Origin of the sequence: Brevibacillus sp. NSP2.1 (genome assembly GCF_000470975.2) — a bacterium.
Classification (GTDB): domain Bacteria; phylum Bacillota; class Bacilli; order Brevibacillales; family Brevibacillaceae; genus Brevibacillus; species Brevibacillus agri.
In genome coordinates this window covers 4,801,286-4,814,772 of sequence record NZ_CP048274.1, presented here as the reverse complement: position 1 = coordinate 4,814,772, position 13,487 = coordinate 4,801,286, and the positions used below count along the sequence as shown (strand labels likewise).

General features: G+C 51.5%; 14 protein-coding genes. 12 read left to right on the top strand and 2 right to left on the bottom strand.

Translation table 11 applies throughout. From position 1 onward, the window contains the following. Positions 1-63 precede the first annotated feature (63 nt). The 6 genes from M655_RS23500 to M655_RS23475 are packed head-to-tail and all read left to right on the top strand — an operon-like array spanning position 64 to position 4,277. Positions 64-1,182, top strand: a complete 1,119-nt coding sequence (locus M655_RS23500; RefSeq protein ID WP_005832171.1) for an ABC transporter permease — start codon at positions 64-66, stop codon at positions 1,180-1,182. Positions 1,183-1,193: 11 nt separating this feature from the next. Continuing rightward, positions 1,194-2,477, top strand: a complete 1,284-nt coding sequence (locus M655_RS23495; RefSeq protein WP_005832169.1) for an ABC transporter permease — start codon at positions 1,194-1,196, stop codon at positions 2,475-2,477. Then, positions 2,478-3,164: an ABC transporter ATP-binding protein gene (locus tag M655_RS23490; RefSeq protein WP_005832167.1), complete on the top strand. Its 687-nt coding sequence runs from the start codon at positions 2,478-2,480 to the stop codon at positions 3,162-3,164. Positions 3,165-3,168: 4 nt separating this feature from the next. Beyond that, positions 3,169-3,579, top strand: coding sequence for a hypothetical protein (locus tag M655_RS23485; protein ID WP_005832164.1), 411 nt, complete (start codon positions 3,169-3,171; stop codon positions 3,577-3,579). A 46-nt stretch (positions 3,580-3,625) separates the two neighbouring features. Next, complete coding sequence (locus M655_RS23480) at positions 3,626-3,946, top strand: hypothetical protein (protein WP_007777077.1); 321 nt, start codon at positions 3,626-3,628, stop codon at positions 3,944-3,946. Between the two features lie 22 nt (positions 3,947-3,968). After that, the gene (locus M655_RS23475) at positions 3,969-4,277 is read left to right on the top strand and encodes a hypothetical protein (protein ID WP_005832161.1); all 309 of its coding nucleotides are present in this window, start codon (positions 3,969-3,971) and stop codon (positions 4,275-4,277) included. 25 nt (positions 4,278-4,302) lie between these two features. Here M655_RS23475 and M655_RS23470 read toward each other — a convergent pair whose 3' ends face one another. Further along, positions 4,303-4,935, bottom strand: a complete 633-nt coding sequence (locus M655_RS23470) for a YczE/YyaS/YitT family protein (protein ID WP_025845571.1) — start codon at positions 4,933-4,935, stop codon at positions 4,303-4,305. Positions 4,936-5,137: 202 nt separating this feature from the next. Here M655_RS23470 and M655_RS23465 point away from each other — a divergent pair, with 202 nt between their 5' ends. From M655_RS23465 to M655_RS23450, 4 genes are all read left to right on the top strand, one after another. Next, complete coding sequence (locus tag M655_RS23465) at positions 5,138-6,115, top strand: LacI family DNA-binding transcriptional regulator (protein ID WP_005832158.1); 978 nt, start codon at positions 5,138-5,140, stop codon at positions 6,113-6,115. Between the two features lie 136 nt (positions 6,116-6,251). After that, positions 6,252-6,755: a GNAT family N-acetyltransferase gene (locus M655_RS23460; protein ID WP_005832154.1), complete on the top strand. Its 504-nt coding sequence runs from the start codon at positions 6,252-6,254 to the stop codon at positions 6,753-6,755. Between the two features lie 90 nt (positions 6,756-6,845). Next, complete coding sequence (locus tag M655_RS23455; protein ID WP_005832153.1) at positions 6,846-7,307, top strand: DUF6884 domain-containing protein; 462 nt, start codon at positions 6,846-6,848, stop codon at positions 7,305-7,307. A gap of 4 nt (positions 7,308-7,311) precedes the next feature. Then, positions 7,312-7,632, top strand: a complete 321-nt coding sequence (locus M655_RS23450) for a YciI family protein (protein WP_005832150.1) — start codon at positions 7,312-7,314, stop codon at positions 7,630-7,632. Between the two features lie 140 nt (positions 7,633-7,772). Here M655_RS23450 and M655_RS23445 read toward each other — a convergent pair whose 3' ends face one another. Then, a complete protein-coding gene (locus M655_RS23445; protein ID WP_026558214.1) occupies positions 7,773-9,131 on the bottom strand; it encodes a TrkH family potassium uptake protein in 1,359 nt (452 codons plus the stop codon). Between the two features lie 461 nt (positions 9,132-9,592). On the opposite strand from M655_RS23445, the gene M655_RS23440 reads away from it, so the two are divergent. Both M655_RS23440 and M655_RS23435 read left to right on the top strand, forming a co-directional pair. Then, positions 9,593-11,344 (top strand): ABC transporter ATP-binding protein, encoded by a 1,752-nt coding sequence (locus M655_RS23440; protein ID WP_026558215.1) that lies wholly within the window; start codon positions 9,593-9,595, stop codon positions 11,342-11,344. Between the two features lie 4 nt (positions 11,345-11,348). Beyond that, complete coding sequence (locus M655_RS23435; protein ID WP_005832145.1) at positions 11,349-13,403, top strand: ABC transporter ATP-binding protein; 2,055 nt, start codon at positions 11,349-11,351, stop codon at positions 13,401-13,403. The last annotated feature ends 84 nt before the right edge of the window (positions 13,404-13,487 follow it).

The window sequence follows — 13,487 nt, the reverse complement described above, 5'->3', positions numbered from 1 at the left end:
GCTACGACGGCAACTTGTCCCTAAACCATACGCAATGCTGAAAAACTCAGGAGACGGTTATACATGACGTTAAGCTCGATAAAAAATCAGTTTAAAGCCCATCCCGTCACAACCGCTTTGATTATCTTGGGTCTGACCATATCCATCGTACTCATTTCAATAGGCATATCGAGTGTGAGGAATACGCATTTGCTCATCCAGCAACAGGTTCATTACGCACCTCAGAATGCTACGAAAATAGAATTGGAGCTTTCGGACAAACAAGATGTACGAGCTTTGTTCAAGGTTTTTGACGGGATATCGGATCAAACCGGAGTTATTCTGGACCGAGCAAAAATGTTTCACAATGGTCTCATGGCTCCGGTAACGCCTGAATATTGGACAAAACAGGTTGTTCAGAGATTTCCATTAGAAACAGGAAGATATCTGAATGTAACGGATATCATCCATGGAGAAAAAGTAGCCCTGGTTGGCAAAGCGAGAGGGAAAGATGTACGCACCAAGAACGGAAAACCGTACATTTTGCTGGATAACGAAGAATACGAAGTGATCGGAATCATCGGCGTGAAAGGAAAAACGACAAAAGCGATTGATTACAAAATTGTTATTCCGGCCACGTCGCTTTCCTCAACGCTTTTGAGCAAATTGCAAAGCGCGAAAACGATTCCTTTCTTGATCCACAATAGTTATACAGATACATACGCAGACGAAAAACAGATTAAACAAAATGCCAAGCGTCTATTTCCGGAAGCGACATGTACAGCCTCCCCGTACGGAGAAACAGAGGGGATTGTTGCGCCCAACAGGGGAAGCGAAATCTACATATCCATAATGGTTTACGCGCTGGCAATCATCAACGCGATTAACCTTACAGCCTTTTGGATTCAAGAAAGAAAGTACGAAATCGGTATCAGGAAAGCTTTTGGCTACAGCAATGCGGATATCGTCTCCATGCTTTTTTGGGAGATGTGCGTCATCAACCTGATAGCGGTAGTCATAGGTTTTTCTATTCAATGGATGATAAGAAGCTTGCTTTCCAAATGGCTTGATTATCCGGTTGAGATTACCTCCACCACTATCTTTGCCGCGATTTTGTTCGTTTTTGCAACGGCTTTTGTCACTACTGCCATCCCTTCGAGCAAGGCGCTAAAAATACAGCCAGTTGAGGCTATCAGGGGATAAGGAGAAGAGAAATGGAGCACCTTTCCATCGCGATTTCATCCATGCGGAAAAGAAAGCTGTCTGTTTTTCTGATGATGGCGCAGCTTGTGCTTTCCTTTTGGGTGATGAATCATGCGTTTATTTCCATGGATGTCGTGCATTATCAAGAGAAAAAGCTATTTGCGGTAACGCAGATGGATAAAGATACAACGTTGCGGTTGTCTTTTGCGGATGTGGAAGACACAGAATGGTTTGCCGAACGATTTGGTCAATTGGAGAATTTTATCAAACAAACGCCCGGAGTGCAGAGGTACGGCTCCTTTGATACGACCTCCATCACACCGGAAAATTTGCCGAATCAACGCGCTTTTCTTGAACAAAACAAAAAACAGTATGCCGGAACAAGGTTGGAGAATGCGATTGAAAATAACAAGATCGTTTTTTTAGATAAAGGCATCTATTCATATGCAAAATTCAAGATCATCAACGGAAGGCCACTGGGTGAAGCGGATTTCACCAAAAAGGACGGTGACGTTATCCCGGTTTTGATCGGATATAACTACCGGGATGTCATCAATCTTGGTGATCGGTTTGAGACCATCATCCATGAAAAGAAAATAGTGTACGAAGTTGTTGGAGTTCTTGAGCAGAGGAGTGAATGGTTATCTGGAAATGATTACATTGCTGATCCGGTTGATAACCTGGACAACTTTTTTCTTGCTCCTTTTTTTCCGATTGTCAGGGAAAGCGAGCCGATGGACGTAGCGGTGAGGATGCATAACACCTTCATCCAACTGGATTCCGCAGAAAAGTTCAATCAAGTCGCAGCGGCCATTTCAGAAAAGGGGAGAGAATTAGGCATAAATCCAACGCTGACAACAGTTGGCGACGAGTTGCATGCTTACAGGGAAAACAGGAAGCAAGTCAGCAATTTCTCCCTGTTCATGGGGATGTTCTTTTTAGTGATCTCGATTATTGGAATCGTTTCGGTGACGCTGTCGTCGATTCATGCCCGAAAGCATGAACTGGGAGTCAGGATGGTGGCAGGTGCAACCAAAAGGGATATTTCCGTAATCATTCTCATGGAACTTGTATGGATCGTAACGGTTTCAGCAGTTTCCGGGGTTGTGCTGAATTACGTGATGGAAGCTTTCGAAGATTCATCGGTAGCGAATATAAAGCTGGAGATGTTTGCCTTCCCTTTATACGGTAAAGTCATGCTTGTATCCATCCTGGTTGTTCTTGCTTCCGTGTTCATCCCGTTGCTTCGGATCAAAAAACTCCAACTTCGCGAGTTAGTAGGGGGGAGAGACTGAATGGCATTCATTGAGCTTGATAATGTTTCGAAAGTATTCGGGCAAGCAGAGTATGCAACCGTAGCCTTAAAACAAGTAACTTTTCGCATGGAGAAAGGCGAATTTGTCTCGATCATGGGTCCGTCTGGCTCAGGCAAATCGACCCTGTTGAACATTATGGGTTGCATGGATGTACCGACTGAAGGAGAATACAGGCTAAAAGGCACTTTGATTCAAAAATTGAGCGATAGAGAATTAAGCCAGATCAGAAACAAAACGATCAGCTTTGTCTTTCAAAACTTCGCCTTAATGCACAATTTCAGCGTCTATGAAAATGTGGCACTGCCCTTGTTTAAACGAAAAATGAGCCTCAAGGAAAAGAAGGAAAAAGTAGACTATTATTTGCACAAACTCGGGATTGCCGACTTGAGCAATAAAAATGTTTCCAAGCTGTCGGGAGGCCAAAAACAAAGAGTTGCCATTGCACGTGCCATGACTGCTGAAACAGAGCTGATCCTGGCTGATGAACCAACAGGTGCGTTGGATCAGAAAAACGGGGCGCAGTTAATGGAGCTTCTTTGTCAAATGAATGAAGAAGGCAAAAGTATTGTGGTCATTACCCATGATGAAAAAATCGCCGGATATACAAAACGAATCATCCGCATTGTAGATGGCGTCATTACAGAAGACCGAAAGATGGAGAGGTAACGGTATGCAAATGAAATGGAGGATCGTTTTCATTGCCGTCTTTATCGCTTTGGCGGGGGGAATCAGCTACTACTCCTTTTTTTATCAAGAACATTTTATGCGGACAGCAGAAGGTGTCTTTTTGTCCGATGAATACGAGGAAAAATATAAACAGGTGGTTAGAGAAATTACCGTTAACAAGACCAGATTCGATACGCTGCTTATCGAACATGAGATTAACTTGGATGGTGGAAGCCTCACTTTTGAACTGTTCGATCCAAACAACAGATTGGTTCAGTCTGGAGAGGTGACCAAAGACCAGATTTATGCTGAAAAACTCGAGGTGACACCTATAAAGGGAAAATGGCGGGTGCAATATCATACGAACAAGGATACAAATGGAAAATATATGCTATCATTGGAAAGTGTAGAGTAGGTTTTTCAGAACAAGCGTGTACAAACACGGACACAGGAGGGACAACATGTACTGGGAGAGTCTGCCCGGATGGTTTTGGGCGATCTATTACCTATTTTTCCTCATCACAGCAGGGACAGCCGCCTTCTGCCTCGCACGCAAGAAAAACAGGCGGATGTCCGTTGCCGCGATGCTCCTGGCGCTGTTGCTTCCGGTCGTCAGTCTGTGGAAAAGCATCGCCCGGGCAGAAGGAATGGACGAGTTCGAGCATTTTGTCATGGAGCTGCTGCAAGGCTCTCTCTGGGCTGTTTTCGTACTCGCTGGTTACGTGTTTTTGGTCGCATGGTGGGCCATGTTCTTGCGTAACAAAAAGTCCAGTGTGCAGTGACAGGCACGAGCGAGCTGTCCGAATGCCATATGCGAGGACAGCGGGGACGATCGCGAAAAAGAGAAGGTGCTCGACCGACGGCCTTCAGGTAGCGAACCGAACAAGCCGCGCGCTGGGGACTGCGCGTGATGTAAAAAGAACGCCTGCGCAGCTTCAGCCGATGAGTGCGCAGGCGTTAGACAATGGCCGGGACGGCAGCAGGCTTGGCACGGGAGCGCAGCCTGCTGCTGTCAGCGGCGAGGCGAGGCAGGACAGGATGCGCCCCGCCCGCCCGGCTCTGAAAATATCCAGCGATTTGCCGCCGTCCAGTATGGCGGCTTTTTTGGCGTGACTGCTTTTTGCCGCGCGTCCGGCTTCTACTGCACCTGTGCTTCCGTCCCGCGATTGACGAACGACAAAAGCTTGTTCCCCGCATGAATGGCAGCCTGAATGATGTAGCCAGTCGTGAACGACAGCACGATCGTCCCGTAGTAAATCGGCCCGTCGAGCAAAAAGCTCAAGGTGAGAAACAGGCAGGCAAGCGAGATCTCTGTCCGGCGAAACGTCCATTTCATCCGCTTGGAGATTACGAGCACGAAAGCTTCCTGCGGTGCTGTGCACACCTGCGTGCACACGTACAGTCCGATGCCGCTGCCGATGCACAAGTTGCCAAGCGCCATGGTCAAGAGCGGCGGCAGCGAGCGGATGCCGGCCATCAGGGCGTCAATCGAGCCGATCAGGTCGACAAAGACAGAGATCAGCACCATCACGGCAACGGCGCCCATCGTAATGTAGCTGCGATCCATGAAAAAGACGATGCAGACAAAGGCGAAGTTGATCGCGAACATCCAGAAGCCGATGGATACGCCGAAGTTTTGAAACAAGGCAATAAACAGAGAGTCATAAGGGCTGAGGCCAAACGAGGTAATCGTCGTCATCATGTTGATGCCGAGCGCAAGAATCAGCAGACCTGTGACAAACAGGACGTATTCGAATTTGAAGCGAAACACGAACAGCACGACTCCTTTCATCTACCATTGGCAACAGGATAATGTGTGGAACGCTTTTCAGAGCAAGAAAAAAATGTGCCGGACATGCCTTCCAGTCTTTTTGCTTTCGCACTGCATGTTTTTCAACTGGAGAAAAGGACGCGTTTCCCGTTACTATGGAAGAGAGAATCACGGATTCGAAAAAACAGAGGGGTAATCAGGCTTGGCTAACATTCGAGAAATTGCGAGACTGGCGGGGGTATCCGTCTCCACCGTGTCGCGTGTATTAAATAACCATCCGTATGTCAGCGAACAAAAACGAGCAGAAATCATGCGGATCATCAAGGAGCGAAACTACGTGCAGAACAGCAACGCCGTCCACCTGTCGACCGGAAAAACAATGGTGGTCGGCGTGACGCTTCCGCTCGTCAACAATCAATATTACAGCTCGATCATCGAAGGGATCGCCGCCGAAGCAGCCCGGCACCAGTACAACCTGATGGTGTGCCAGACCAATAACAGTTCCGAGCAGGAGCAGAGCATTTTGCGCCTGCTGAAAAACAAGAAAATGGACGGCCTCATCATGTGCTCCCGGGCCAATGGCTGCGAAACGATTGACGAGTACGCCCAATACGGCCCGATCATCACCTGCGAGGCAAACGAGACAGCTTTCGTATCGAGCGTTCATATCGACCATTATCAGACCTTTCGGATCGGGATGGAGTATTTGCTCGGCAAAGGACACCGGAAAATCGGCTATTGCATAGGCAGAAAAAACAGCTTCAACAGCCAGCACCGCAAACGGGCCTACCATGACATGCTTCGATCGGCAGACGTAACGCCCGCACCTGACTGGGCTTTTGAAAACTGTCTGACCGTGCAGGACGGCAAAGACATCGCTCACCGCATCTGGCAAATGAAGGAGCGGCCTTCTGCATTGATCGTCTCCTGCAATCACATCGCGGCGGGGATCGTCAAGGAAGCGGGCAGACTGGGACTGCGCGTCCCCGAAGACCTGGCGATTGTCGGCTGTGACGATCAGCCGGTCGGCGAGCTGCTGGAGATCACCACAGTATCAAGCCCGAGCAGCTTGATGGGGAAATACGCCTTTGAAATGCTGTACGACAGAATTCTCCACCAGCACAAAGAAAAAGAAGAGAAGGAGCTGCCCCCGCTTCTGGTAGAGAGGGGGACGACGTGACGTCTGGCGGGACAGGCATCCCGCCGAAACAAGATTTACACAAATTTGCAGATCATTCACACGCCATCCACTCCTGCTTTATATCCGTTTGCTAGAGTGTAGATGACAGGGTAAACGGACAGGAGGCGGAGGATGGATGGAAGTACGGATTGAATGTGCCAAAAAAGAGGATTTTGCCGAGATGATTACGCTGGCCGACCTGACGTTGCCGGATCGCATGAACCTGCACGAGCTGAAAAAATATATGGAGCTGTTTCCCGAGCTGATTTTCAAGGCGACAATCCATGACCAGCTCATCGGCTTCAGTTGTGCGGGCATCGACATGTACCAGACGACGGGCTGGCTGTTGTTCAGCAACGTCCGTAAAGAATACCAGGGACAAGGCATTGGCAAGCGGCTGATCGAAGCGAGGCTGCAAGCTCTGCGCCGTTTTCCTTCGCTGCGCACCGTGCTGGTCACCGTGAGCGAGACGAACCAGTCCTCTCTTCGCGCGCTTTCGGCACACGGCTTTCGGCTGGCTCACGCCGAACAGGACTATTACGGCCCTGGCAAGCATCGGCATGTACTGGAGCTGCCTGTCTGGCCCGTTGCCTGCTCTCCGACAGAGAGTCCGGGCTGGAAAGAGGACGTCAGTGTATAAGTGATTTTTCAGAATACAAAAAGTCGATCATGCGGGTGATGGACAAGCAGGCAGGAAAAGCCGGGCGCAAATGGAAGGAGATAGAACGAAGTGAAACGACGTTTGTGCATCATCGCCTGTGGCGCGAAAAAAATATGGGATGTACACCCGGAGGCGGGAGCGACAGAGGCGCAGTACGTTTATCAAAGCGCGTTTCATAAAGCGAGCCAGGCGTATGCCCGGACGTTTTTTTTCGAGTGGGCGATTTTGTCTGCCAAGCACGGCTTTTTGCTGCCGCATGATACGGTGCCGGAAAACTACGATGTGGCTTTTGGCACGAAAAACCCGGAGATCATCGCGCTCGACGGCCTGATGCGACAAGCGCGGGACAAGCAGCTCGACGGGGTGGAGGAAGTGGTCATGCTGGGCGGAAAGAAGTTCAGGAAGATCATTCACGCCGTGTTTGGCGCAGACAAAAGCAGCTTTCCGCTCGCGGATTGCCAAGGCATCGGCTTTATGCTGCAAAAGCTGAACCAGGCTGTGGCGAACAGACAGGAAATCGGAAAGGGATGAGAGGATGGACGGACTCCAGCAGTATTTGTACAAAATCAGGCTTGTTCCGCGGCTGCTCGACCCGGCGAACTGGACGGACAAAGAGCACGAGATCGTCGGAGAGCATTTTCGCTATTTGCAAAAGCTGCTCGCAGACAACAGGCTGATCCTCGCGGGCCGCACGCAAAACATGGACGAGACGACGTTTGGCATTGCGATTTTTCTCGCGGAATCAGAGGAAGCGGCCAGACGCGTCATGGAAAACGATCCGGCTGTCCGGCAAAACGTGATGACAGCCGAGCTGTACCCGTACCGCGTCGCCTTGTACAACAGCGAGTGGGAATAGAAGTGAACATAGACGAAGAGCCTGTGCGCGAAAAACGCATCAGGCTCTTTTTGTACAGGGAAGACTCTAGTTCGAATAAGGGCGACAACGCTGCGCCAACGACTTGGCGCAGCCCAGTTTTTTTGCTGCGCCGATGTTCGTTACTGCCCGATGATGATCCGCTCTTTCGGGTGGTGGTAGCGCACGATCCGGTCGTCGCGCTTGAGGAACAAGAGCAGGTTGATAATCCCGACACGCCCGATCATCATGGTGATAATCAGGATGAGCTTGCCGGGCGTTCCCAGATGTGCAGTAACTCCGGTAGACAATCCGGTCGTACCAAAAGCGGAGCATACTTCAAACAAAATGTGCTGGAACGGCAAATCCTCCAGCCAGACGAGCAAGATGACAGCCATGAACACGAGGACGATCGCGATGAAAAAGACGACGAACGAGCGCATGATGTCTTCGTCCACCAGCTCCCGGCCGAATACTTTCACGTCTTTGTAGCCGCGCATGTTGGCAAACACAGTCGCGATCAGGACAAAAAACGTCGTCGTCCGAATCCCCCCGCCCACGCTGCTTGGCGATGCGCCAATAAACATCATCGCAGACAGCATGAACAGCGTAGGGGTGGAAAACAGGCTGATGTCCATAGTGGACAAGCCGCCGCTCCGCGAAGAAACGGAGTGGAACAACGAGTAGAACAGCGATTCGTGCCACGTTTTATCGAGCAGAAAATGCTGGCGCTCGAAAACGTAAATGAGTACAGCCCCGGCCACCACCAAGGAAAAGAACGTGAGCGTCGTAATCTTGGTAAACAGCGAAAAGGTAAAGCGCGCCTTGGCCCGGCGATAGGAGAAGTACGTGCGCAGCTCGACGAGTACGGGAAAGCCGATCGCCCCGCAAATAATCAGCAGCATGACGGTCAGTTGAAACACGTAGTCGTGCGTGTAGTCCAGCATGGAATTGCCGTGCAGGTCGAAGCCCGCGTTCGTAAAGGCGCTGACCGAGGCAAAGTAGCCGTGATAAAATGCTTCGTACCAATCGGTGTAATAGCCCGCAATCAAGAAGTGCGCGCCCAGCAGCACGGTTCCGATCAGCTCGATGATGAGCGCCATGACGAGAATGTTGCGCATCAGGTTGACCAGTCCGGACAAGGTGGAGCGATTATGGTCGGTCGCAATCCAGATGCGCTGCTCCAGGCCGATTTGTTTGCCCATCAGCATCCAAATAAATGTCCCGAGCGTCATGATTCCGATTCCGCCCACCTGAAAGAGCAGCGTCAAAAACAAAATGCCCCACTGGTTGAACACTTCGTGAATCGTAATCACGGTCAGCCCGGTGACGCTGATCGCACTCGCTGCGGTAAAGAGGGCGTCGATGAACGAAAGCGACACGCCCTGGTTATGAAATAACGGCAGCCACAAGATAACCCCAGAGACCAGAATCAGCGTAACGTAGGAAAACACAATAATTTGAACGGAAGTCAAGCGACGTTTTTGATTCGAAGATAACAAAATGAATGGCCTCCCGAATAAACTTCATGAAGGTAATCATACCAAAAAAAGTTAGAGAGCAAAAATGCTTTGTATCTTTTACGGGAGGCAAAGGATCTGGAATCGATTCGCGTCCATGCGTGCAGCAAAAAATAATTTGTTGACAATTCCGGCAAATCAGTGATAGAGTTCAGAATGTATTATTTGGAAAACGAAAATTTTACGGAAAGGTGGGTCTGTCATGAAAAGCAGTGTAATGAACAAAATGCACAACTGCATACATGACGTAACCCTCCCTTTGATGCACGCAGTGTAGTTTTTCCCAACTCCATCAAACGGCGCAGGTTACGGTTTTTGTAGCCTGCGCTTTTTTATTTGATTCTTTTGATTCAGATAAAAAGGCATGTTGCCCCAGCGGCGATATGCCTTTTTTCGCCTCCAAAAAGAGGACGCCCGGTTGAGACGAGAGGAGAGAGCGGCAGATGTTTTCGGTTTTAACAAAGCTGGACTGGTTTTTCAAGGAGCATTGGAAGCGTTACACGGCAGCGATTCTGTTGCTGATCCTGGGCGGCATCATGGAAATTATCCCGCCGAAAATCATCGGGGTGGCCATCGACGAAATGCAGTTGGGGACATTGACGGGCGAGCGGCTTTGGCACATTTTGCTGTTTTACGTGGGGCTTGCTGTCGCGACGTATTTCGTCAACTTCGTCTGGATTTACAAGCTGTTCGGGGGAGCTTTTCTGGCGGAGCGGACGCTTCGTTCCAAGCTGATGACGCACTTTTTGCGCATGACGCCGACTTTTTATCAGCGCAATCGCACCGGGGACTTGATGGCCCGGGCAACGAACGACCTGAAGGCTGTTTCGATGACGACAGGCTTCGGCATCCTCACACTGGTCGACTCGGCCAGCTTCACAGGCGTCATCATTTTGACGATGGGCTTTTTTATCAGTTGGAAGCTGACGCTGGCGGCGATTCTTCCGTTGCCATTCATGGCGTATGCGATCAACCAGTACGGCAAAAAAATTCACGAGCGCTTTTCCCGCGCGCAGGATTCGTTTGGCGAGCTGAACGACCGCGTGCTGGAATCCGTGGCAGGCGTCAGGGTGATTCGCGCCTACGTCCAGGAGACGGCGGACCAGAAGCGGTTTGCGGACAAAACAGGTGAGGTGTACCAAAAAAATATCGAAGTAGCCAAGGTCGACTCGCTGATTGAACCGACCGTGAAAATTTTGGTGGGCATCAGCTACATGATCGGGCTGATCTACGGCGGCTATCTGGTGTTCCGGCAGGAGCTGACGCTGGGGGAGCTGGTGTCGTTCAACGTCTACCTGGGGATGCTGATTTGGCCGATGTTCGCCATTGGGGAGCTGATTAACGTCTTGCAGCGGGGAAGCGCCTCGCTCGATCGCGTCAACGAGACACTGGCGTACGAAGCGGACGTGACCAATCGCGAGCGTCCGGCGCAGCTTGCGGTTCCAGAGACGATTCGCTTCGAGCGGGTGAGCTTTCGCTATCCGGGGACTGCCCAGGATCAGTTGCAGGACGTTTCTTTTACTTTGCACCGCTCGCAAACACTTGGCATCGTCGGGCGAACCGGCAGCGGAAAGTCGACCCTGCTTAGGCAGTTGCTGCGGGAGTTTCCGCTCGGGAGAGGTACGATTACCATCAACGGGGTCCCGCTGGATGAGATCGAGCTGGACAACATCAAAAGCTGGATCGGCTACGTGCCGCAAGAGCAGATTTTGTTCTCCAGGACCGTTCGGGAAAACGTTTTGTTCGGGAGAAAGGACGGCAGCGAGGAACAGTTGCAAAACGCGCTTAGGCTTGCAGCGTTCGCGAAAGACGTGCAGTTTTTGCCGGAGGGACTCGATACGCTGGTCGGGGAAAAAGGCGTGGCGCTGTCAGGCGGGCAAAAGCAGCGGGTGTCGATTGCCCGGGCGTTGATGATCGACCCGGAAATCCTGATTCTCGACGATGCGATGTCAGCCGTTGACGGCAAGACAGAAGCGGAAATGATCGCCAACATCCGCCGGGAGCGGGCAGGCAAAACGACGCTGATTGCGACTCACCGCCTGTCTGCTGTCGCCCATGCCGACTGGATTCTCGTCATGGACGAAGGCAAGGTGGTCGAGGAGGGAACGCATGAACAGCTCCTGTTGCGCGGCGGCTGGTACAAGGAACAGTTTGAAAAGCAGCAAATAGAAGCACAGTTGACAGAAGGCGGGTGAATGGATGAGTACGGGAAAAAGGCTGTTTCAGTATGCATGGTTATTTAAAAAGACGATCGTGCTCGCTCTCTTGATGCTGTCCGTTGCTGTAGGCGCGGAGCTGACAGGGCCGTTTTTGGCGAAAAAAATGATCGACACGCACATACTCGGCATTGAATTTCCGTGGTACGAGACCGGGCAACGGGCAGATTCCGTCTTGTACCGGGGGAAGTGGTACACGCGGGAGGATCACTTGGCGGCAGGCGAGAGCAAAGGCCAGGAAGTGCGAATTTTGCAGGTCGGACGCGACTATTACTTCATCGACCAGCCGCTTGCTTTTGACGGGCAGCGAACGGTCGCCGACGGAAAGCTGACGATTGAAAGCGGCTCCCGGCAGGCGGTCTATCCGGCCGTCCCGCTCAGCAATCAGGAGCTGTTCGCATTTTTTGGCCCGGAGACGAGCGGCTTGCTCGTCCTGGCAGCCGCTTATCTCGGTTTGCTGGTGGCAGCCGGACTTTTTCATTACGGTCAAAAGTATTTGCTGCAAAAATCGGCCAATCTGGTGATTCGCAAGCTGCGCATGGACGTGTTCGCCCATATTCAGCGGCTGCCGATTACGTATTTTGACAACCTGCCTGCGGGGAAAGTCGTCGCCCGCGTGACGAACGACACCGAGGCGATTCGCGAGCTGTTTGCTAATGTGCTCGCGTCCTTTTTCACCAGCGGGATTTACTTGATCGGGATTTTCATTGCGCTGTTTGTGCTCGATGTCCGCTTGGCGCTCGTCTGTCTGGCGATTTTGCCGATCATGGCGGTCTGGATCGTCTATTACCGCAAACGCGCCTCTGCCTTCAACCACGTCATTCGCGCGCGCATCAGCGACATTAACGGAATGATTAACGAATCAATCCAGGGAATGCCGATCATCCAGGCGTTTCGCAGGGAAAAAGAGACGATGCGGGAATTTGGCGAACTGAACGAAGAGCTGTTCACCTACCAAAACAAAATGTTGCGGCTCAACGCCACCGCTTCCTTCAATCTGGTGCAGCTCGTGCGCAACGCGGCGTTTGTGTTGTTCATCTGGTATTTCGGCGGCGCCTCTCTTGGGGTGGGCACGCTGTTTTCGCTTGGTGTCCTGTACGCGTTTGTCGATTACCTCAATCGCCTGTTTCAGCCGATTACGCAAATTGTGAATCAACTGGCAAACCTGGAGCAGTCGCTGGTGGCCGCGCACCGCGTGTTCGAGCTGCTCGACGAGGAAGGGATCGAGGTCGATTCGGGCAAAATTCCGCGCTATCAGGGCAGCGTCCGGTTTCACGACGTTTCTTTTGCCTATCAGGACGACCAGTACGTGCTGAAAAACATTTCGTTCGAGGCGTGGCCGGGAGAAACGGTAGCACTGGTCGGGCACACCGGCTCGGGGAAAAGCTCGATCATCAACCTGCTGTTCCGCTTTTACGACGTCAGCAGCGGGACGATCACCATTGACGGGCAGAACGTCATGGATGTGCCCAAGCAGCACATTCGCCAGCATATGGCGATCGTGTTGCAGGACCCGTTTTTGTTCACCGGGACGATCCGTTCCAATGTGAGTCTGGACGATCCGGCGATTTCCGCGGAAAAAGTGGAGAAGGCGCTCTGCGACGTCGGGGCAGATCAGCTTCTGCGCACTTTGCCGCGCGGCTTCGACGAGCCTGTCATCGAAAAGGGCAGCACGCTCTCGCTCGGACAGCGCCAGTTGATTTCGTTTGCGCGGGCGCTGGCGTTGGACCCGGCGATTCTCGTCCTGGACGAAGCGACAGCCAACATTGATACCGAGACGGAAGGAATCATCCAAAACGCGCTGGAAGTGCTGAAAAAAGGCAGAACGACATTCATCATCGCCCACCGGCTGTCGACGATCAAAAATGCCGATCAGATTCTGGTGCTGGATCGGGGCAGAATTGTCGAGCGAGGTAGGCACGAGGAGCTGATGGAGAAGCGCGGCAAGTATTATCAAATGTATCAGTTGCAGCACGGACAAAAGGAAACGCAGACGCTGGTTGGCGATGCTTTGCAACTGGACGGTTCGCCAGCCTGAGCAAAGAAAAAAAGCTGCTTTGCCTAAAATGCGTCCCCCGCTTGTGTCTAGCATGAGGGGGCGCTTCAACGGCAAAGGCAGCTT